Origin of the sequence: Pedobacter ginsengisoli (genome assembly GCF_030244015.1) — a bacterium.
Taxonomy (GTDB): Bacteria; Bacteroidota; Bacteroidia; order Sphingobacteriales; family Sphingobacteriaceae; genus Pedobacter; species Pedobacter ginsengisoli.
Window position 1 is genome coordinate 720,340 of the sequence record NZ_JASSYX010000003.1, and the last position, 21,774, is coordinate 742,113.

21 protein-coding genes are annotated in these 21,774 nt (G+C 42.0%); 4 read left to right on the top strand and 17 right to left on the bottom strand.

Annotated features, from left to right (window positions below; all coding sequences use genetic code 11):
- The first annotated feature begins 31 nt into the window (after positions 1 to 31).
- Entirely contained in the window at positions 32 to 595 is a 564-nt protein-coding gene (ruvC, locus tag QEP08_RS15375; RefSeq protein WP_285059339.1) for a crossover junction endodeoxyribonuclease RuvC, read from the top strand.
- On the opposite strand, the gene QEP08_RS15380 is transcribed toward ruvC, so the two are convergent.
- The 10 genes from QEP08_RS15380 to QEP08_RS15425 form a co-directional block, all read right to left on the bottom strand.
- The gene (locus QEP08_RS15380) at positions 588 to 1,433 is read right to left on the bottom strand and encodes a DUF4349 domain-containing protein (RefSeq protein WP_285059341.1); all 846 of its coding nucleotides are present in this window, start codon (positions 1,431 to 1,433) and stop codon (positions 588 to 590) included. The genes ruvC and QEP08_RS15380 overlap by 8 nt on opposite strands.
- A gap of 160 nt (positions 1,434 to 1,593) precedes the next feature.
- Positions 1,594 to 1,809: a hypothetical protein gene (locus tag QEP08_RS15385; RefSeq protein WP_285059343.1), complete on the bottom strand. Its 216-nt coding sequence runs from the start codon at positions 1,807 to 1,809 to the stop codon at positions 1,594 to 1,596.
- Between the two features lie 136 nt (positions 1,810 to 1,945).
- The gene (gene atpG, locus QEP08_RS15390; RefSeq protein ID WP_285059346.1) at positions 1,946 to 2,827 is read right to left on the bottom strand and encodes an ATP synthase F1 subunit gamma; all 882 of its coding nucleotides are present in this window, start codon (positions 2,825 to 2,827) and stop codon (positions 1,946 to 1,948) included.
- A 4-nt stretch (positions 2,828 to 2,831) separates the two neighbouring features.
- Positions 2,832 to 4,406 (bottom strand): F0F1 ATP synthase subunit alpha, encoded by a 1,575-nt coding sequence (atpA, locus tag QEP08_RS15395; protein ID WP_285059348.1) that lies wholly within the window; start codon positions 4,404 to 4,406, stop codon positions 2,832 to 2,834.
- A gap of 53 nt (positions 4,407 to 4,459) precedes the next feature.
- On the bottom strand, positions 4,460 to 5,008 hold the full coding sequence (gene atpH, locus QEP08_RS15400; protein ID WP_285059351.1) for an ATP synthase F1 subunit delta: 549 nt from the start codon (positions 5,006 to 5,008) through the stop codon (positions 4,460 to 4,462).
- A 31-nt stretch (positions 5,009 to 5,039) separates the two neighbouring features.
- Complete coding sequence (locus QEP08_RS15405) at positions 5,040 to 5,534, bottom strand: F0F1 ATP synthase subunit B (RefSeq protein WP_285059353.1); 495 nt, start codon at positions 5,532 to 5,534, stop codon at positions 5,040 to 5,042.
- An 83-nt stretch (positions 5,535 to 5,617) separates the two neighbouring features.
- Positions 5,618 to 5,845: an ATP synthase F0 subunit C gene (gene atpE / locus QEP08_RS15410; RefSeq protein ID WP_285059356.1), complete on the bottom strand. Its 228-nt coding sequence runs from the start codon at positions 5,843 to 5,845 to the stop codon at positions 5,618 to 5,620.
- A 41-nt stretch (positions 5,846 to 5,886) separates the two neighbouring features.
- Positions 5,887 to 7,017 carry a F0F1 ATP synthase subunit A gene (gene atpB / locus QEP08_RS15415; RefSeq protein ID WP_349019042.1) on the bottom strand — a complete coding sequence of 377 codons (1,131 nt, stop codon included), beginning with the start codon at positions 7,015 to 7,017 and terminating at the stop codon, positions 5,887 to 5,889.
- A 32-nt stretch (positions 7,018 to 7,049) separates the two neighbouring features.
- Positions 7,050 to 7,439: a hypothetical protein gene (locus tag QEP08_RS15420; RefSeq protein ID WP_285059360.1), complete on the bottom strand. Its 390-nt coding sequence runs from the start codon at positions 7,437 to 7,439 to the stop codon at positions 7,050 to 7,052.
- 45 nt (positions 7,440 to 7,484) lie between these two features.
- Positions 7,485 to 7,709 (bottom strand): AtpZ/AtpI family protein, encoded by a 225-nt coding sequence (locus tag QEP08_RS15425; RefSeq protein ID WP_285059361.1) that lies wholly within the window; start codon positions 7,707 to 7,709, stop codon positions 7,485 to 7,487.
- A gap of 103 nt (positions 7,710 to 7,812) precedes the next feature.
- Here QEP08_RS15425 and porW point away from each other — a divergent pair, with 103 nt between their 5' ends.
- Genes porW through uvrC form a run of 3 tightly spaced genes read left to right on the top strand, consistent with a single transcriptional unit; the run spans position 7,813 to position 14,634 of the window.
- Entirely contained in the window at positions 7,813 to 10,584 is a 2,772-nt protein-coding gene (gene porW, locus QEP08_RS15430) for a type IX secretion system periplasmic lipoprotein PorW/SprE (RefSeq protein ID WP_489737907.1), read from the top strand.
- 1 nt (position 10,585) lies between these two features.
- Positions 10,586 to 12,811 (top strand): penicillin-binding protein 1A, encoded by a 2,226-nt coding sequence (locus QEP08_RS15435; protein WP_285059364.1) that lies wholly within the window; start codon positions 10,586 to 10,588, stop codon positions 12,809 to 12,811.
- A 20-nt stretch (positions 12,812 to 12,831) separates the two neighbouring features.
- The gene (gene uvrC / locus QEP08_RS15440; RefSeq protein ID WP_285059366.1) at positions 12,832 to 14,634 is read left to right on the top strand and encodes an excinuclease ABC subunit UvrC; all 1,803 of its coding nucleotides are present in this window, start codon (positions 12,832 to 12,834) and stop codon (positions 14,632 to 14,634) included.
- Between the two features lie 102 nt (positions 14,635 to 14,736).
- On the opposite strand, the gene porN is transcribed toward uvrC, so the two are convergent.
- The 7 genes from porN to QEP08_RS15475 form a co-directional block, all read right to left on the bottom strand.
- On the bottom strand, positions 14,737 to 15,618 hold the full coding sequence (gene porN, locus QEP08_RS15445) for a type IX secretion system ring subunit PorN/GldN (protein WP_285059368.1): 882 nt from the start codon (positions 15,616 to 15,618) through the stop codon (positions 14,737 to 14,739).
- A 6-nt stretch (positions 15,619 to 15,624) separates the two neighbouring features.
- Positions 15,625 to 17,163: a type IX secretion system motor protein PorM/GldM gene (gene porM / locus QEP08_RS15450; RefSeq protein WP_285059370.1), complete on the bottom strand. Its 1,539-nt coding sequence runs from the start codon at positions 17,161 to 17,163 to the stop codon at positions 15,625 to 15,627.
- 44 nt (positions 17,164 to 17,207) lie between these two features.
- Positions 17,208 to 18,011 carry a type IX secretion system motor protein PorL/GldL gene (porL, locus tag QEP08_RS15455; RefSeq protein ID WP_285059371.1) on the bottom strand — a complete coding sequence of 268 codons (804 nt, stop codon included), beginning with the start codon at positions 18,009 to 18,011 and terminating at the stop codon, positions 17,208 to 17,210.
- Positions 18,012 to 18,046: 35 nt separating this feature from the next.
- Positions 18,047 to 19,417, bottom strand: coding sequence for a T9SS ring complex lipoprotein PorK/GldK (gene porK / locus QEP08_RS15460; protein WP_285059373.1), 1,371 nt, complete (start codon positions 19,415 to 19,417; stop codon positions 18,047 to 18,049).
- A 105-nt stretch (positions 19,418 to 19,522) separates the two neighbouring features.
- Positions 19,523 to 20,293, bottom strand: a complete 771-nt coding sequence (locus tag QEP08_RS15465) for a uroporphyrinogen-III synthase (RefSeq protein WP_285059374.1) — start codon at positions 20,291 to 20,293, stop codon at positions 19,523 to 19,525.
- A 15-nt stretch (positions 20,294 to 20,308) separates the two neighbouring features.
- Positions 20,309 to 21,289 (bottom strand): DUF4271 domain-containing protein, encoded by a 981-nt coding sequence (locus tag QEP08_RS15470; protein WP_285059376.1) that lies wholly within the window; start codon positions 21,287 to 21,289, stop codon positions 20,309 to 20,311.
- An 86-nt stretch (positions 21,290 to 21,375) separates the two neighbouring features.
- Positions 21,376 to 21,711 carry a cupin domain-containing protein gene (locus QEP08_RS15475; RefSeq protein ID WP_285059378.1) on the bottom strand — a complete coding sequence of 112 codons (336 nt, stop codon included), beginning with the start codon at positions 21,709 to 21,711 and terminating at the stop codon, positions 21,376 to 21,378.
- Between the last annotated feature and the right edge of the window lie 63 nt (positions 21,712 to 21,774).

Below are 21,774 nucleotides of genomic sequence, written 5' to 3' on the forward strand. Positions count from 1 at the left end.
TACTCTCTGCAAATATGCTTAATATTGTTTTATGTTGGTTGAAAAAAAGGAAAGGGTAATTATGGGTATCGATCCCGGAACCTCCATAATGGGTTACGGCGTGATATTGGAAAAGGGGAGTAAAATCGAACTGATCACCATGGGTATAGTGAGAATGGACCACCTCGACGATCATTTCCTCAAATTACAGCGTATTTTTGAAAAGACAACAGCACTCCTCGACGAATTTAAACCCGATGTGCTTGCTCTTGAAGCCCCTTTTTACGGCAAAAACATACAGGTCATGCTCAAACTCGGACGTGCGCAGGGAATTGCAATGGCCGCGGCATTATCCAGGAACATTCCAATAGCAGAGTACGCGCCGCGAAAGATCAAACAATCCATTACCGGCAATGGCAACACCAGTAAGGAACAGGTGGCCGCTATGCTCCAGCGGCTCCTGAATTTTAAAGAAACCCCCGAGTTTCTGGACGCTACTGACGGACTATCAGTAGCAGTCTGCCATTCCTTTCAGCGCATCAGCACTACCGGAAAAGGCAAAGCATATTCCGGCTGGGAAGCTTTTGCAAAGGACAATAAAAAGCGGCTTAAATAGCAGCCTTCTTTTTACCGTAATATTTAAACATTAAATACCCCGCTATCCCCAGTGCAAACAATACCCATAAATTAGTCAGGATCAGCAAGAACTCTTTGAAAATAGTCCATCCTGTGTCAATACTTAGCCAAAGTCTTTTAAAGAAGCCCGGACGATAATCCGAAAGATTGTCATTTTCTACTATAATTCTTTTCACCGTATTATCCTGGTAAAAATTTAGTGTAATGTTGCTGTATTTAACCTTACTGTCGATGATCAGATTTTCTATTTTCTTATCAACATAATCATCCTTAAGCAGCAGTGACGTTTCCACATTATTGCTTTTTTTACTGGCATGTTTATTTAACTGCTCCACTGCCTCTACGCGGTTCCGGTTCTTTAGCTGATTGGCCAGATAGGCAATACTCTGGTCATCAAGCTTCATGGATTGCTGATCTACAAACATCGCTATCCTTGCAATCTTATTTGTAAACTCATCCAATTTATCTGAAGGAACTTTGGCAACCATAAATCCCTCAGTTCTGTAAGCAGTCGACTCCTGCAATGAGTCTGTCAAATACCTTACTTTCTCACTTTTCTGAACAGTGCTCTGAATAGAAAATTCTGTCACTGTACCGCCCTCGGCTTTTATTGCATTGCTCAGCTTTTCCTTAGTCTGCTGCACATCTTTTACCCTAAACCGCATGTCTGCAGTCTTAATGATCTTTTCTGTAAATGTGGTATCACTATTCTCCAGATTGGCTTCAGTTACATCAGAGGTTCCGCTTTCAAAGTTCTTTTGTTTGTCGCAGCCGAAAACCGCTATTGCGAATACACAATAGATTAAATATTTTTTCATAACAGCAATTATAATTGATTTACCCTTAATACTGAATTATGAAATAGGTAACCCATTTATTTTTTAGCGTATAACAGGGAGCCAATAATACCGCGTGCAAAATAAAACAGGCCCGTTAGTTCACACTAACGGGCCTGTCTTTATAAGATTATTTTTAAAACTATGCGTTTAATATTTTGAATACTCCCTTACAGGCAATAACAGAGCCGATCAATAAAATTACCCATGACACAATGGATAATGCTGTTGAATCAAAAGCAAAGCGAAGGTAAACCCCTACTATGCCTACTAAAATACCTACAGTCATTAACTTGTATGTAGCTACATCATTAGCCCTTTTCATGCTTTCTGTATTTTGCTTTGGTGTCTGTTCCATTCTATTATTTTTATACAGGGCAAAAGTAATATTTTTTCAACAAAACACGCAAAAGCGCAGTAAAATTTCTACAAGATATATAAAAAAAAGCCCCCCGGATAATTATCCGGGGGGCTTGAATATCATAATTTGAAGATTAACCGTTCAATGCAGCTGCACCACTCACAATCTCGGTGAGCTCTGTGGTGATTGCAGCCTGACGCGCCTGGTTGTAAGAAAGCTTTAAGGCCTTTAACAGGTCCCCGGCATTCTCTGTTGCTTTGTCCATAGACGTCATACGCGCGCCGTGCTCCGAAGCATGAGAATCTAATACAGCCTTATACAATTGCGTTTTGATAGACTTAGGAATCAATTGCGCTACGATTTCCTCTTTTGAAGGTTCCAGAATATAATCTACATTTGAAGTCTTCACATCTGCCGCTGACTCAGCTTTAGGTAAAGGCAGCAATTGTTCCGTTGTTAAAATCTGTACAGCAGCATTTTTAAATCTGTTGTATACCAGTTCAACCTTGTCAAAATCACCTTTTATAAAACCATCCATAATGGCATCCGTAATCTTCGTTACATTTTCAAAAGTAAGCGCAGCATACACCTCGTTGTTGTTGCCAATTACGTTGTAATTACGCTTCTCATAGAAATCCTGCGTTTTTTTTCCAATAGCAACAATGCTTACATTGCCGTTTTTGTACTGCTCACTATATTTCTCGGCAATCAGGTTATTCACAGTTTTGATCACATTCATATTGAATGCGCCGGCTAAACCACGGTTAGAAGAAACTGCAACAATTAAAACCTTGTTGGGTACACGTTCCTGTATGAAAGGAGATGATGATCCCTCAAGACTTGCAGAAAGATTTCCAAGGATCTCTTTTAGCTTTGTAGCATACGGACGTAACTGTACAATAGCATTGGTGGCACGCTTCAGCTTTGCCGCCGAAACCATTTTCATGGCTTTGGTGATTTGCTGCGTAGATTGTACCGACGCAATACGATTTCTTACTTCTTTTAAATTAGCCATCTAATTAATATTTACCTGAAAGCTCTTTGGCAACAGTTTCTAACACTCCTGTAATCTGATCATCAAACTTACCGGCTTTAAGTGCCTTCAAAGTTTCAGGATGACGCAATTCAAGCTGCTGTAAATACTCAGCTTCAAATTCTTTCACTTTATTTACAGGAACTGAACGCATCAGATTCTTTGTACCAATGTAAATGATCGCAACCTGTTTCTCTACCGTCATAGGAGAGAACTGTCCCTGTTTAAGGATCTCTACGTTACGTGCACCTTTATCCAGTACAGATTTAGTTGCTGCATCAAGGTCAGAACCAAATTTAGAGAAAGCCTCCAGCTCACGGTACTGAGCTTGATCCAGTTTCAATGTACCCGCAACTTTCTTCATCGATTTGATCTGGGCGTTACCACCTACACGCGATACCGAGATACCTACGTTGATCGCCGGACGGATACCTGAGTTGAACAGGTTACTTTCCAGGAAGATCTGGCCATCAGTGATCGAGATCACGTTGGTTGGAATATAAGCCGATACGTCACCAGCCTGGGTTTCGATAATAGGTAATGCAGTTAGTGAACCGCCGCCCTTTACGATGCCTTTCAGTGATTCCGGAAGGTCATTCATTGCCTGGGCAATTTCATCATTGGCATTGATCTTTGCTGCACGCTCCAGTAAACGGCTGTGCAGATAGAACACGTCACCAGGATAAGCCTCACGGCCCGGTGGACGACGCAACAGCAATGACACCTCACGATAAGCTACAGCCTGCTTAGACAAATCATCATAAACAATTAAAGCTGGTCTTCCGGTATCCCGGAAAAACTCGCCTATTGCAGCACCTGAAAAAGGAGCATAAAACTGCAAAGGAGCAGGTTCAGCCGCTGAAGCAGCTACAACTACTGTATAAGGCATTGCGCCGTTCTCTTCAAGAGTACGTACAATGTTCGCTACAGTACTCGCTTTTTGTCCGCAAGCCACATATATACAGAACACAGGGTTACCTGCCTCGTAAAATTCTTTTTGATTGATAATGGTATCGATACAAACCGCAGTTTTTCCGATCTGACGGTCACCGATCACCAGCTCACGCTGACCACGACCAATTGGGATCATTCCGTCAATCGCCTTGATACCTGTTTGCAACGGCTCAGTAACCGGCTGACGATAGATTACTCCAGGAGCCTTACGCTCAATCGGCATCTCATAAGTCTGGCCAAGAATAGGTCCCTTACCGTCGATAGGCTCGCCAAGTGTATTCACAACACGGCCCAGCATTCCTTCACCAACTTTGATAGAAGCAATTTTCTTGGTACGTTTGATCGTATCACCTTCCTTAATAGTGTCAGAAGGGCCTAAAAGCACGACACCGACATTATCTTCCTCAAGGTTCAAAACGATACCCTGTAGTCCGGTCTCAAATTCAACTAACTCACCTGACTGAACTTTAGTTAAACCATAAACACGGGCAATACCATCACCCACTTGCAATACGGTACCAACTTCTTCAAGTTCCGCTTCTGATTTGAAGCCCGCCAATTGTTGCCTGATAATTGCCGATACTTCGTCTGGTCTTACCTCTACCATAATTTTATGTTATTTCTTTTGTAAATCAGTATATGTTATCTTAATTCTCCAGGTTAAACAAGTCCCTGAGCAAATTCCTTTTTTAGTTTACTTAAACTGCTGGAAATACTGGCATCAAATTGCCGGTCGCCAACCTTCAAAACAAAGCCACCTATCAGCTTATCGTCAATTTTCTCTTTGATCACTACCACATTGGCACCATTTTCCTTTTTCACAATATTTGTGATCTCGGCCCTGTTCGCATCAGTAAGCCCGGTTGCAGAAGTAACCTCAGCGGTTACAATTCCTTTAATGAGATTATACTGTGCAATAAATGCCTTTGAAATTGCGAACAGGATCCCTGAACGGCCTTTACTTACCACCAGCTTTAAAAATGCTTTGGTAACTGCATGCACTTTGTCGCCAAATACATGATCTAAAATCCCGGTTTTTTTATTCAAAGGAACAATCGGGTTTTTAAGAATAGCCTCCAGTTCAGGATTCTGATCAATGACCTGCTCTAAAAGAACCATATCGTTTTTCATCTCTTCAAAAGCATTTTGCTCTGTAGAAAGATCTATTAGCGATCTGGCATATCTTGATGCTGCTTTATGTTCTGACATTTTCCTCTTATATCTGGTAAAGAACTACTAATTAATTTAATTCAACGTCCTTTAAAAGACTATTCACTAAATCCTGCTGTTTCGCTTTATCGTCTAACTGACTGCGCAGTACACGTTCCGCAATTTCGATAGATAAAGTAGAAACCTGATTTTTCAATTCAGCCAGAGCAGCTTTCTTTTGGTTCTCAATTTCAATTTTGGCCTTTTCTATCAATTTGGCGCCTTCAGTATGGGCCTGTTGCTTGGCTTCATTCACAATATTATCTTTCAGCGCTTTAGCTTCTTTTAATATCTGGTCACGTTCTGCCCTGGTATCCTGCATCAGCTGGGCGTTTGTTGCCGTCAGACGAACCATGGCATCCCTTGCCAGTTCAGCTTTGTTCAAAGCATCATCAATAGAGTGTTCACGCTCCTTTATTGCTGCCAAAACCGGTTTCCATGCAAACTTTGACAAAACAAAAAACAGTAATAAGAACACTATGGTGCTCCATACAACTAAACCAATGCTGGGATTAAATAAATCCATTTTATATCTCTTTTATTTTTAACACTCAACTTAATTAAGAAATTCCCTTTAGCCAATCGCATCAGGGAATTTCTTTTTCTTGATTAAACCGCTCCGCCTGAGTTTGTACCTAAGAAAGATACAACAACAGCGAAAAGTGCTACCGCCTCAACGAATGCAGCAGCGATCAACATCATCGTTTGAATTTTAGATGCAGCTTCTGGTTGACGAGCAACGCCCTCTAAAGCTGAACCACCAATTTTACCGATACCGATACCTGCACCGATTGCAGCTAAACCTGCACCAATTGCAGCAATACTTCCAATTACCATTTTAGTTTAATTTATATATGTAAAAACAATGTTGTTTCAAATTAATGTTCGCCATGTTCTTCAATGGCCAGGCCAATAAACAAAGCAGTTAATACAGTAAAAATAAAGGCCTGTATCGCGCCAACCAACAATTCAATCAAGCTAATAAATACCACAAACAACACGGACACCGGCGCGACAAAGATCGATTTGAATACAAATATCAGGCACAATAAAGCCAATACGAGAATGTGTCCGGCAGTAATGTTTGCAAACAAACGTATCATCAAAGCGATCGGCTTTGTAAATATACCAATGATCTCAACCGGGATCATCAATGGATATAACCACCATGGCACATGAGGCTTAAATATATGGCTCCAATAATATTTGTTGCCATTTGCAGTAGTAATAATAAAGGTTAGCAAAGCCAACACAAAGGTCAGGTTAATGTTACCCGTTAAATTTGCTCCACCTGGGAAAAACGGCACCATCCCCAGCAGGTTATTAAACCATATAAAAAAGAATATAGTTAGTAAATAAGGCATAAACCGCTCAAACTTTGAACCCAGGTTTGGTATAGCAACCTCATCCCTGATAAATAATATCACCGGCTCCATCAAAGACTGGAAACCTTTCGGAGATTTTCCAGAGCGTTTGCGATAACCTTTAGCTACTCCAATAAAGACAATCGCAAGTATTACAGAAGAAAAGATCAGTGTAAACACATTTTTAGTTATGGAAAAATCCAACGGCTGTTTGTTTGCAACCTCATGCTTCGCATTCACCTCTGCAAAAACACCATGTTCATTGGCCGCAGGCGAAGCATAATAAATTTTCTCATGAACGTTTATAAAACGCTGCCCTCCTTTTTCCACTACAACTTTACCTTCAGCATCATGATGGAATTCACCCGACATAAACACTATCAGCCCGCTCTCCGTCCATAAAATTACTGGAAGCGGAATACCTACAGAGTTTTCACCCTCTCCCCATAAATGGAAAGAGTGGGTATCCGCAATATGATGCAATATAAAAGTACTGATATCAAACTCTTTTTCCTTTTCAGTCTCTTTTGCATGCGCCGTAGCTGTTTCTTCAGCAACAGCTCCCTCCAATGCTGAAACATTTAAACTAAAAAATGTCAGAAAAAGCGCAAAAGCGATACTTAGTATGTTTTTCTTAGATCTCAAAATATGACTGAAATGCATTTATAGTGTGTTTTTTACTTTTTAATTTGGTGGCGCAAGTTACGTAACAAACAGTATATTTCAAAGAAGCTGAACAATAAATATAAAGAAAAAAAATTCAACACAAAAACAAGCCCGTTTTCTTTGTTATTCAGGCTGTATATCAGCACGAAAGCCATTGAAAAAATCATTTTTATTGCAATAGATGCCATGATGGCCATGACCCCTGTTTCGGGGTGACGTCTGATCCCTAAATAAGCAATCGTGTATGCGATAAAAGTGATCCCTGAAAGAAAGCCTAAGACTACCCAAAACTTTCTGGCCAGGATAAACACATCGGGAAAAAAGGAAGAAAGCAAATACGCAACACCGGCGATAGCCGCTACATATATCAGGTAGCAAATGGTGAACTTCGTTAAATTCAAAATCAGTATTTTTCACAAAAGTAGGCAAATACCCTGATTTCCCGGTTACTTGTCATTTTTATTTAATTGTTTTATGACCATATACAGAGATACAACAACCCCAATAAAGCTAAATATTGTCGCGAACACGGGCGTTTTATTATTTTTGCCTTCATCAATTTTATACCCTGCGAATGCAAATAACCCTATTGTAGCCAGCATCTGAAAACTGATTGCCGAATATTTGGCAAAGTTGTTCGCATTCTGTTTATCTCCGTTAGAATCTTTCATGTGCAGTCAGATTAAATAAAACATCTTTTGTTAAGAAGTTATAGTTGAATAAAATACTTTTGTATATATTTTTATTGGTCACAAGCATTAACTTAATCTCTATTTGAAACATTACGCAATCAACAATTTAAAGGTACTATTATTTAGTTTATGCATTTGCATAATATACTCCTGCAGCTCTCAAAAGGACACTGCGACAAGCAGGGGCATGCAAAACCTTACCGCCCGTTACAATTACATCTATAACTCAAATGTTATCCTCACCGGGCATCAGCTGGAGCTGACTGAAAATTACGTTGACAACTATGACCAGATTCTTCCGGTCTATCTGGGTCCCGAGGCAGACAACAACACAGCAGGAGCTTCACTCAACCTGAAGCCAATGGATGATATCATTAAAAAAGCACAGGCCATCATTCTTGAAAAAAGTTACAGCAATTACCTGGACGACGCGTACATCCTGCTCGGAAAGGCAAACTTCTTTAACGGCAACTATTTCAATGCTGTTGAATACTTTGATTACACGACCAAAGCCTATAAAAAGAACACAAACAGCTATCTGGAAGCCCTCAACTGGAAAGCGAGAAGCCTGATGCAATTAAAACGCATTAGCGAAGCAAACCAGGTTTTGGATACACTTGAAGCATTAATACCAGATATAAAATCCAGAAAAAGACTTGCCGCACCTTTAGCCACGCTTGCTCAAATGTGCATTTATCTAAAGAACAACGCAGCAGCCATCTCCTATTTAAAGGATGCTGTAAAGAATGCAACGCAAAGTCAGGAAAGAATCCGCTGGACCTATATTCTTGCGCAGCTTTATGAAAGCCAGAAAAACTATAAGGAGGCCTCCCTTAATTATAGAAAAGTAGAACGGAGCAACGCCCCTTTTGAAATGTATTTCAATGCCAACTTAAACCAGATTAAACTCAAAACTTTCCTGGGAGATATCCGGTCAGACAACAAGGATGAACTGCTCTCCCTTCTAAAGGACGATAAAAACCTCGATTACAACGATCAGGTGTATTTCCAGGTGGCCGAAAACCACGCTGCCAGGGAAGAATATGAAGAGGCCCAGAAATTCTATCAGTTCTCTATTCAAAAAAGCACTACAAATCAATATCAGAAAGGACTTTCTTATCTGAGGATAGCCGACCTGAATTTTAAGCAGTTCAAGGATTATTTAAAGGCTAAGTCTTATTACGACAGCACAGTCAATACCCTGCCCAAAAGCTATCCGGGATATGACCTCATCCTTAAAAAGAACCAGAACCTGAGATACCTCACCAACCGTTTTGAAATCATAGCGCTTGAAGATACACTTCAGTACATTTCCAGACAACCGGAAGCCAGCCGTGCCGGGCTGATAGAAGCACTGGCGAGCCCTGTTATTGAGACGGCCGCCCCTGTAAACAACAATACTTCAGCGGGATTCAATTATGCTGGAAATTATAGCACCAGCCCGACCAACAAAGCGCAGCCGCAAAATTCATTTTACTTCAGTAATCCTACGGCGATCAGCATAGGCTTTAATGATTTTAAGAAAAAATGGGGAAGCAGAAAGCTGGAAAATAACTGGCGGCAAAGTGTCAGGTCCTCAGCCCAGGAAACCACACAAGACATCGTTAATAATACCAGCAGCACACCAGCAAATCCCGACGAAGCCGCACCGGTCATCAAAGATAAAGCAACCCTGGTAAAACAATATACAGATGCACTTCCTGTTACGCCAGATCTGCTCACACAGTCCAATCAAAAAATCATCGATGCTTATTATGAGATTGCCAGTTTCTATCTGCAGGAACTGGAAGATGCCAAAGAAGCTGAGGAAATTTATTTAATACTGCTAAAGCGTTTTCCGGCGAACAATCACCTTGCGACTATTTACTATAGCCTGTTTCTGATCAACAAAGGCTCAAACGAAGCTAAAGCCAATGAATATAAAAATAAGGTACTGACAGATTTCCCTGCGTCGATATATGCCAAAACAATTCTGGACCCGTCTTTTTCTGCAAAACAATCCGAACTTGAAACCGCTGTAAATAAAAAATATAATGAGACTTTTGAACAGTACGAGAAGAAGGCCTTCGGCAATGTGATCCAACAGGCAAATGAAAATGCACGAACAGGTCAAAACCTGCTTTCCCCGCAATTTGCCTACCTGAAAGCAATTGCAATTGGCCGCACCAGCCATGTAGACAGCCTGATCATTGCACTGGACACCATCATCACGCAATTTCCTGATGACAAACTAATTACGCCCCTGGTCAAAGAACATTTAACGTATATCAACGCACATCTTTCAGATTTCAAAAAAAGACAGATCGCCCTGATAGATTTTGACCCCAATGAACCTCCATTCATAGAAAAGACAAATACGGCTCCGATTGCCAAAGCTGTCCAAAATCAGCCTGCACAAACAGCAGTTCCGACCAGTCCAAAGACAGTGGAAAAAAAACAGAGTGTTCCTGCACCATCCAACGTCACACCGGCTCCTGCTGTTAAAGTTGAGGGGCCATTCAGCACAGCTGAATCTTCAATCTACTATTATGTAGTGGCAGTTGCAGATGCCTCCCTTACCTTAAGCTCATCCCGTTTTGGCATTGGCCAGTTCAACAGGGGAAACTATTCAGGAAGTGGCCTCAGGCACCAGTTAAAAGAATTTGACAACGATCAGCTCATATATGTAGGGAACTTTAGTAATTTTGAAGATGCTAAAACTTATTCAAACGGGATTACCCCCCAATTGAAACAAATCATGAAGGTGCCCGTTAATGTTTATACCAGTTTCATCATCAGCAAAGAAAACTTCGATAAACTTACCAGCAAGAACCTACTGAACAAGTACATCGAATTCTATAAAAACAATTATTAAAATGAATAAACCACTTTCGCAGGGAGACATTAGAAAGTATAATTATAGATTATGGAAAATATTGATTGGCGCAATGGTTTTGTTTGCGCTGTTTATCGTTTCCATCGGTTTCGGGTTATTTGGCGAACTGCCTTCATTCAGGGACATTGAACACCCGAAAAGTAACCAGGCATCGGAGATCGTGACAGATGATGGAAGGGTATTAGGTACATATTTTGTACAAAATCGCTCCAATGTTACTTATCCTGAAATATCTCCAAATGTCATCAATGCATTAATTGCAACAGAAGACATCAGGTTTCGCAAGCATTCCGGCATAGACTTTAAACGTACGTTTACCATTATCCTGTACAACCTGATCGGTAAAAAGCAAGGTGGCAGCACCATTACACAGCAACTTGCGCTAAACCTATTTTCTGACGAAGGCAGACAAAAGAACATGATCAAGCGGACGCTCCAAAAATTCAAGGAATGGGTGATAGCAGTTAAACTGGAACGCAATTACACAAAGGAGGAGATCATTGTTATGTACCTGAATACTGTTGATTTCGGAAACCAGGCCTATGGCATCAAGTCCGCCGCAAGGGTATATTACAATACCACACCGGATAAGCTCACTGTTTCCCAGGCAGCCACACTGATTGGCATCCTGAAAGGAATAACCCGTTATTCCCCTACCCGTAATCCGGAACGGTCACTGGCCAGGAGAAACACCATCATGGGGCTAATGGTGAAAGCAGAACTGCTCACCGAACAGGAGTTCAATACAGAGAAAGAAAAACCGCTTGGCCTCAGATTTAATGCCGCTACGGTAAACGAAGGAATCGCTCCTTATTTCAGGGCAGTACTCAAAAGCGACATCAGGAGAATTTTTGACGAGCGCTCCATTACCAAACCAGACGGAACTCCTTACGACCTTGACCGTGACGGACTCAGAATCATTACGACAATCAACTACGACATGCAGGTATATGCCGAGGAAGCCCAGAAAGAATACATGAAGATCCTGCAGGCATCGTTTTTAAAAAGCTGGAAAGGAAGAAACCCCTTCAAAGGAAAAGAACTGCAGATAGAACAGGGTGTCAAAAGATCCGACAGGTACAAAGCACTGATCCTTGAAGGAAAATCGGAAGAAGAGATCAAAACAGATTTCAATACACCTACCAAGCTCACCATTTTCAGCTGGAAAGGAAATATTGACACCGTAATGAAACCGATCGATTCCGTCAGATATTATAAAATGCTGCTTAGGAATGCCATGATGGCCATGGATCCGCAAACAGGCTATGTTAAAGCATGGGTAGGCGGCATTAATTATGAACATTTCAAATATGACCAGGTAAAAATGGGAACCCGGCAAGTGGGTTCTACAGCGAAACCATTTACCTATGCAGTTGCGGTCGAAAACGGGTATTCCCCATGCTTCACTGTACTGAACGAACCGGTAAGCATTGACGTTCCAGGCGGCGAGCCCTGGGTTCCGCGCTCCAGCGGTACCGTTCCGGGCTATCTGACCTTACAAAAAGGCCTGGCACTGTCACAAAACTATATTGTGGCCTATCTAATGAAGCAGGTCGGGCCAACGGCCGTTGCAACACTTGCCAAGAAAATGGGGATCACATCTGACGTTCCTCCATATCCTTCCATAGCACTGGGTTCCTTTGATGCCTCGGTCTATGATATGGTGGGAGCTTACAGTGCTTTCGCAAATAAAGGAGTCTGGACCAAACCAACCTATATATTAAGGATAGAGGACAAGAACGGCGTACTGCTGCACAGTGAAAAACCGATCCCGGTTCCCGCGATGAATGAGGAAGTCGCTTATATCATGACGCGTATGCTGCGGGGCGTTGTCACCAGCGGAACAGGCTGGCGTCTTGCCGGCAAATATGGCGTAAAGGCTCCTATCGGAGGAAAAACCGGCACCACTCAGAACAATTCAGACGGCTGGTTTATGGGCATTAGCCCGCAGCTGGTTGCCGGCGTATGGACAGGCTGTGAAGACCGGGCATTCCATTTTACCAGTACAGCCCAGGGCGACGGTGCCACAACCGCCCTTCCCATCTTTGCCGGTTTTATGAAACGGGTTTATGCAAATCCTAAGCTAAAGATCAGTCAGGCTGATTTTGAACCACCAAAGAATGGGGTATCAATAGTGTATGACTGCAACCAGTATCAGCAACAGCAGGACCAGAGCACTGAACTGGATGAAAAACTGGGATTTTAATTTAGCATCCTCCCGTTATCATGAGTGCTTTCGAACATAAAAAAGTTGTAGCTGATATTCCGCATAAACCCGGTGTCTACCAGTTTTGGGATACAGACGGAACGCTGATTTATATCGGCAAAGCCAAAGACCTCAGAAATCGCGTCGGTTCTTATTTTAATAAGGACAACCAGATGAACGGCAAGACCAAAGTATTGGTTTCCAGGATCAGAAAGATCTCCTTTACCATAGTTGACACCGAAATCGACGCCTGGCTTCTGGAAAACAGCCTGATCAAAAAGCACCAGCCCCGATACAATATCCTGCTGAAAGATGACAAGACTTTTCCCTGGATCATCATCAAAAAAGAACCCTTCCCCCGAGTATTCTGGACCCGGAAAATGGTGAAGGACGGTTCCACCTATTTCGGTCCATATGCTTCGGTAGGCATGATGCACACCATACTTGACCTGATCAAGGAAACCTATCCGCTGCGTACCTGCAACCTGCCGCTAACACCTGCAAATATCGACGGCGGGAAGTTTAAAGTCTGCCTGGAATACCAGATCGGCAATTGTAAAGGTCCTTGCCAGGCCTATCAGACACTCGACGATTATAGCAACAATATTGAAGAAATCAAAGACATCCTCAACGGGAAGATAGGCAATGTCATAAAAAATGTCAAACAGGTAATCAGGAATGCAGTAGACCAGCTCAACTTTGAATATGCACATCAATACCAAAGAAAACTACAGATCCTGGAAAAATATCAAAGCAAATCTACAGTTGTAAACAGCGCAATTACCAATATAGATGTAGTGAGTATTGCCTCTGATGAGCACTACGCATTTGTAAACTATTTAAAGGTAATGAACGGCAGCATCATACAGACCCAGACCATTGAAATCAAAAAGCGTTTGGATGAAACCGACGAGGAGCTCCTCACCATTGCCATTACAGAGTTTCGCACCAGGTTTCACAGTACTTCAAAGGAGATCATTGTCCCGTTTGACATCATACTCCTGGATGAAAACCTTAAGTTCACAGTTCCAAAACTTGGCGAGAAGAAGAAATTACTGGAACTTTCACAAAAGAATGTGCTCTTCTTTAAAAAGGAAAAGCTCAACCAATATGAAAAATTAAACCCGGACCTCCGGACGGACAGGATACTGAGCCAGATGCAAAAAGACCTCAGGCTTACGCAACTGCCAAAACACATCGAATGTTTCGACAACTCCAATTTCCAGGGCAAATACCCGGTTTCCGCTATTGTCGTATTTAAGGATGCCAAACCCTCTAAAAAAGACTACCGGCATTTCAATGTAAAAACAGTAGAAGGGCCTAATGATTTCGCCACCATGGAAGAAGCAGTTTACAGACGTTATAAACGCATGCTTGAGGAAGATGGCACACTGCCTCAGCTCATCATCATTGATGGCGGCAAGGGGCAGCTTTCCTCTGCAATGACCAGTCTGAAGAAACTTGGCATCGACAAAAAAGTAACCGTCATCGGCATCGCCAAAAGGCTGGAAGAATTGTATTATCCCGACGACTCCTATCCGCTCTATCTCGACAAAAAATCAGAAACCTTAAAAGTGATCCAGCAGCTCCGCGACGAAGCGCACCGTTTTGGAATCACCTTTCACAGGAAGAAAAGAGATCAGGGCACACTCAAGACCGAACTTGAAGAGATCGGTGGTATCGGAAAGACCACCGCCGACAAACTTTTGAGACATTTCAAATCTGTTAAGAAGATCAAAGAAGCCACAGAAGCAGAACTGGCCGAAGTATTGAACAAGAAACAGGTGCAAACCCTGCTTCAGCATTTTAACAATCAGGTATAAAACACGTCATCTCGACCTTAGGAGAGATCTCTTGCTTGTGTTATAGTTCAAGAGATCTCTCCTAAGGTCGAGATGACGAAAAAGTAAAATAAAATCAGGCAATTAATACTCCCAGAGACTTTGCTCAAAATCAGATACCGATTTCTTAATCCGTTCAGATTCATAGAGTTTTTTGGGATCTTTAGGATCAGTCAGTCCAAGCATATCAGTAATGTTCTTATTACCCGGGTTTGTCTCTTTAACGATATAACTATAGAACAATCTCCTCACAAAAAAATCATCAAAAGTCAGCGTAGACGCATCATTGGCAGGATTGACCAAACGTTTCGTGCTTAGGAGCTGTCTGGCATCATCGTAATAGATCCAGAATACCGGCTGCCAGTTTCCCTCCACCATCTTCATAGGCGCAATACCTATTATCCTGGGTTCAAAAATAGATCGTTTTGTATCCAGGATCCAGTCTTCCTTGATCCGGTATTTCACAAACTCATCCGACCTCAGTCTTCCCAGAGACGGCGCAGCGATCTTTCCGGTCAGTGAATCGGCAACACCTTCGACAGATCCCCTTGCACTTTGCAATGCTTCCTGCGCAGTCAGCGCGATCTTAAAAGAATCATTATCGTCCAGTAATTTCCCTGCTGTGGTATCTTTATTAGAATATGCTGTAAGCTCTTCATTCCCTATTGCCTCCAGCAATACATCGATCAGTTTAGAGCCTTCAGCACCTAAAACAGAATTGATCGTATCACGCAGGTCAATTTCTCTCCAGATCCGTTTAGAATAAACGACATCTTCCTCACGCACATCAGCATAAGGAACCATCACATTGCTGTCGATATCTTTTCTCACCGCAAACCCGTCTTTTGGTGGTGTTTTAATCCTGGATTTCTTTAACGTATCGGCTCCTGCAGGAGGGATACTATCCTGCGCATAAGCTCCCGTGCCTAATAACAACAATACTGCAATACCTAAAATCTTTTTCATAATATGCTATTTTGCTACAAATGTTATTCCATCCAGCACTTTCTGTCTTCCATCAGGACCTTCACAAACAACATCTTTAAAGATGATCGTTGCTCCCGGCCTCAAAGAATGCAGTGCTCCTTTAATCTGTCCGCTAAATCCCGCTCCGCTGTTCTGCATCGTCACCGCATCCGATCTCGGATTGATAAAGGTAGCAGAAAACCTGAGTACCCTGAACTTCACATCAAAAACAAAGTCTTCAAGCTGTGTTTCCAACGCACCTGCTCCTTCGATCCATTCCAAAGGAACATTCCCGCCGGATTTACCTTTTATGTACGCTTTCGGTGTAGGCAGCGCCTTCACTCTGAACTGCTGCGAACCTAAATTTAAGGTTTTTCCGCCATTTGTCGCAGAAACATTTATGCTTAAGGTCTTGCCTACCTGGGTACCGCCTACATTTACCATATATTTTCCACTGCCACCTGAGATTGAACCACCTGTTATAGAGGCATGAACACTTTCCAACGGAAATCCCGCAGCAGAAACAGAAAACGGATTAGGGATACCGGCATAGATCACATTCATCTTATCCGGCGACACCGTTGCAGATGGTTTAGCCACCTGGTAAGTTTGTTCCGGAGTAAAGTACTCCTTGATCTGCCCGTCGGTCTGTCTCACACGAATGGTGCCCCGCCATTTAAATACCCCAACACTGCCCGTGCTGCCGGTATAAATTCCTTTTCCGTCCTTTACAGACAAACTGCTTCCCCCGACAGTGATCTCAGGATTTGACCTGGAATCACTGGCGGTCAAAAATACCTCGGCAGTATACGGCTGTCCCTGTACAATATAAGAACTTGGCGCAACAGCAACAGCTGCAAACTGATCCAGATTGACCAGTGCTTTATCCATATTTCCAAATAACTTCTTCACCACCTCTGCCTCAGCATTTTTTACATCCGACTGGATCTTGCTTAAAGTAGTGTTTGCTGCAGTAAGCGGCATACCCTCGCCAAAGTTTATGTCTTCCCATTTTTTATTTCCGTTAATCCCTTTTACAGCGTCTTTGGCTTCCAGTGTAAAAGTTATCCCTGCCCTGTCTTTCGCGTCCAGCAGGGCGATCAGTTTCTCACGTGTCTCATTGATTTTGTTTTTCAGTTTCACACCTTCCTTCTGGTTGATCATGATTCCCTGGGCAATGTCCATATTCGCCCTTTCTACCAAGTCTCCTGTTTCTTCGTCGATACCATTCCCTGCTTTTTGAAAACGGTCTTTCAGTTGCTGCACATAATTGTTCAGGTCATTTGCATAGGCTTTAGCCTTGTTGGCCTTTTCCCAGATCGGCTGAGCCCTTGCAGGTTCATCTTTAAGTTTGGTATTTTGAAATGAAGAAAATAACTGGTCAATACTGGTGTTCACGTTAGTTTTAGAACTCACCAGACTATCATTGAAATTCTTAAAGGCATTTAATATTGTATCTGATACGTTCAACGCAAGCATAGCAAGCAATACCAAATACATGATATTGATCATCTTCTGCCTCGTTGTCTCTTTTGCTCCGGCCATTCTAAATAATTCTGTTGTTAATTAATAAAAAGTTAGCTTACTAATTATACACGTGGCTGGTTCATAGCAGACAACATGTTGCCGTAAATGGCATTTAATGATGACAGATTTTTAGCCAGTTTACCTACTTCTTCCTTAAACTGTTTAGAATCTTCCATAGACTCGTTAAAGTTATTCATGGTCAGTGAAAGGTTCTGGTAAAACTTGTTCATGGATTTAAGGTGTGCACTTGAATCCTGCAGTTCGAGCTCATATACTGCATTTAATGCCGAAAGATTTTTTGCCAGTGCATTTACCTGGTCATGATAAGACTGTGAAGCCACATTGCTGTTACCGAGTTCCGCAAGCTGAGCGGTAGCTTTGGTAAAAGCGTTATTTAAACCATCAAAACTGGCCGATGCAGTTTTTACCTTACCTGTAAATTCACTTGTCGCAGTTGAAGCGTCAGCCACATTAGAGATCGCAGATACCTTATCACCAAAAGTGCGTAAGCCTGCACCCAGACTTTCAATCAGTTCAGGGCCGATCTTTGCGTCTGAAAGCATTTTATCCAGTGCAGCAGTCGACGACGGACCTGCACTCACTACCGGTCTTGAAGATTTTGGAAGCTCGCCATCATATTTATCATCCAGTTCAGGATAGACCCTTTCCCATGGAAGCTCCTGGGCCGGCTGCCTGAAGCCTGTTAAAAAGAATAAGATAGACTCCACACCCAAACCGGCGCCGATAGCCCAGTTTCCAAACGTTCCCCCTATATGAAGAATTTTAAATAATGCGCCTAAAATTACCACACTGGCACCCCAGGAAATTGCCACGTGTAACCAATCAAATTTTTGCTTTGCTGCCATGTTTCTTTAAATAAGGATAATGTTATAAGTTTTATTTAGTTTTTGTAGGTGATGTCTGTACCAGGATATGCAGAAACACATCTGAATCCTATATACGATCTCGCCTGGTCCTGGTACTCATAGGTACCCACTGAATTTTGAAGGAAAAAACCGATGTCTTTCCATGAACCCCCTCTTACTACCTTACGTTTCAGGTATTTGCTGTCGTTGGTTTTAGCAACGTAAGTAAAGGTTGGGTTAAAGTCAAGCAACATCGGAGCAGCAGACTGGTTGTAAGCCGTTAAAGTCCATTCCGAAACATTTCCGGCCATATTATACAGGCCGTAATCATTCGGAAAATAAGATTTCACATTTACAGTATACATACCACCATCATCAGAATAGTTACCCCTTCCGACTTTAAAGTTGGCCTGCATACATCCCTTTGTATTGCGCACATAAGGGCCGCCCCATGGATACTTGGTCTTTACATTACCACCCCTGGCAGCATATTCAAACTGCCCGTCGCTCGGCAGCTGGTATTCCGGTCTTGCATTCAGCGGCTGTTTTCTCGCAACGGCGACAGATTCGTAAAAGCGCGTACGCCACACACAAAATGCCGAAGCCTGCTCCCAGGTCACCCCAACAACGGGATAATCATCATATGAAGGGTGGTTAAAATAAGTCTTAACCATAGGATCATTTTGAGAATATGAATAGTCCACTTTCCATACCAGTGTATCCGGATAAACCGGGATAGAAGGGTGATGGTTTGGATTATTCGGATCAGGCAGGTCTGTATAGGTCACGATAAAATCCTGTCGTTTCTTATTGGGGTCTTTCCTGCCTTCAGCAGCAAGATCATAACTGACATAGCTGTAAGCATATCTCAATTTTCTGATGTCAATTTCGTTTCTTCCCGGAATTGCATCCGCACCACTGTAGTACATGTCATTCAGCTTGTTGCCAAATCCATTGTTCTTATTGCTCCATAGCAGCGATCCATTACCAACCTTTCTCCAGTCAATATTTCTTTGGCCGGTTGCAGCTCCCGGCACACCCGCAGCCCCTTGCGGCTGAGCCTTAAAAAAAGCCGGTGCACCCGCAGGACCTAAAGTAGTCACAGCAATTGAATCGCGGACCCAATTTACAAACTGCCTGTATTCGGCATTTGATATTTCGGTCTGGTCCATAAAAAAAGCGCTAAAGGAAGTCATCCTGCTCGGAGAACTCTGGGAATTATTGATATCCTCGTCAGCAATACCAATTAATGTTCGCCCGGGGGGGATATATACCATCCCAAGCGGAATCCTGTTATTCCTGAATTTCCTATTGTAGACCCCAACCAATTCTCCCTGGCCGCCCTTTCCGCAACTGGAGATCAAGATGGTAACAATAAAAAAACCAAATAAGTATATGTTTCTCATAGTGTAGTCAAAGCAATTTTATAACAATTTTATCAAATATCATTGAAATATACAATTAATAATGATAAAAATATGCCTTTAGAACAAAATGAATAACGGAAATAACTACTTGTTAGATTTTTTAATATAGTTTTCAAGAGCCATAATCATCGAAGGGGCTTCTGGCATAGGCGCAGCGATATCTACGATCAGCCCGGCATCTTTCACTGCTTTATGAGTGTTTACACCAAAGGCGGCAATCCTGGTATTATTCTGTTTGAATTCAGGAAAATTGATAAATAAAGACTGGATACTTGAAGGACTAAAGAATGCGATCACATCATAAAACACTTCCGCAAGATCAGAAAGATCAGAAACGACTGTCTTAAACAATACCGCAGGCGTAACATCATATCCGTTCTTCTGCAGGAAATTCATGGTATCCTCTGTAGCCACATCTGAACAGGGATACAGGAATTTTTCTGTGGCGTGCTTTTTCAAAATCTCAGCCAGGTCAGCGGCGGTCTGTTTACCAAAAAAGATCTTACGTTTCCTGTACTGAATGTATTTCTGAAGGTATAGTGCCGTCGATTCCGAAATACAGAAATATTTCAAATCCGCAGGAACTTCGTGCCTCATCTCTTCGCATATCCTGAAAAAATGATCCACCGCATTTCTGCTGGTAAAAACCACTGCGGAAAAATCACCTAACGTGATCTTGTCTTTCCTAAAATCTCTGGCAGGAATCCCCTCAACATGAATAAATGATCTAAAATCGATCTTCAAGTTGTACTTCTTCGCCAAATCAAAGTACGGAGATTTCTCTGTTTCCGGCTTCGGTAATGTCACCAATATACTCTTTACCTTACGCAACCTATCTTCTGTCTTTTCTTGCATTTTAAAAATTACAGCTTATAATCCTATTGCCTTGATTAAAATTAATATAGGGCAAATTTCGAGGGCACAAAAGTACAAAAATAAATAGATTTTTGAAAATCGATGATGCGATAAAATATTTACCCCTGCTCTAATGAACTGAAACGCAAATATAATGCATAAAAGCACAAAAGAGACAGCTATATAATATGGCCCGTATTTTAATGGTGACAATGAGAAGGCGATAACCAACGGAATGAACACTAAAGACAGGTTGAAATAACTTAAATATAATATAACAACGTATTCATTAACAGGCTTTTGAAGATTAAAAAGATAGCCCAGCAACCTTAAGATTACGATTTTGAAAATATACAACACAATAATAAGTACAGAAATACTGATGTAGAACTGGAATCCGGTACCGGGAAAAGAGATGTGATAAAACTGTGATACCAGGTAAAAAAACATTCCCACAGTGAACCCGAACTGCACAAACAACAGCAAAAACGGCCAGGAAGTAAATAAATTATCTTCTCTGTTTAAGTTGTTCAGTACCCTGTTGCTAAAAAAAGACTGGACTATCGTCTGGAGTTGCTTTGCAAAAGAGATCTTTAAAGTAGCAAACAAAATAAGCAGGAGTGTAACCACCGCAGGTACCCAGACCTGGCCCTTCGGCACCGGAGTACCCAGCCGGTACCTGCTGACCTCACGTGAAGCGTAATCTTTATACCTGTTGATCAGGTTAGACCTGTTGTATGTATTTGCCTTAATGATGCTGTCTATGATCAGGTGTCTATTGATCGCAGAATCCGGAAAAAGCCAGGTATGGGTCATTATAGAATCTGTCACAAACTTTTGCCTGGCTTTAAACGCAGCATCCCTTGCTTTCCAGCGGGCAATACCATTCGCCTTAGTTGCCGAATCAGCAGGCGCTACGTTAACCTGGGCTGCAGCCTGCCCGACACCCCCGATCAGGATTACGGCCATAAAGAAAACAAAGTTTCTGACATTCATCACCGCAAACTTAGCTAAAATATGCTATTTGCTAAGGAAATAGATCAGCATCTTACGCAAATTGATGGTAAATTAATTTGGTGATGTCAAAGAAAGTCGCTTCTTTGCGGACTAAAAGAATCTATTAAAACTCCCGCTTCAAGACACACACAACCATGTACTACATGCGGAGGAATGTAGTACCCATCGCCCTTCCTGATCACCTTCATCTCAGCTCCAATGGTCATTTCAAATGCACCGCTCTCCACATACGTAACCTGCGAATGAGGATGTTCATGCAGATCGCCAACAGCGCCCGCCTCAAATTTAACCACAACCATCATTAACTGATCATCAGAACCATATACTTTTCTACTGACTCCCTCCCCTGCATATGTCCAGGCTATTTCCTCCCCAAACTGGTATAATTCGCTGCTTTTCATTGTGATTTGTATTTGATGCAAACATAAAATATTTTAAATTAATTCTTTCCATCAGCCACATGA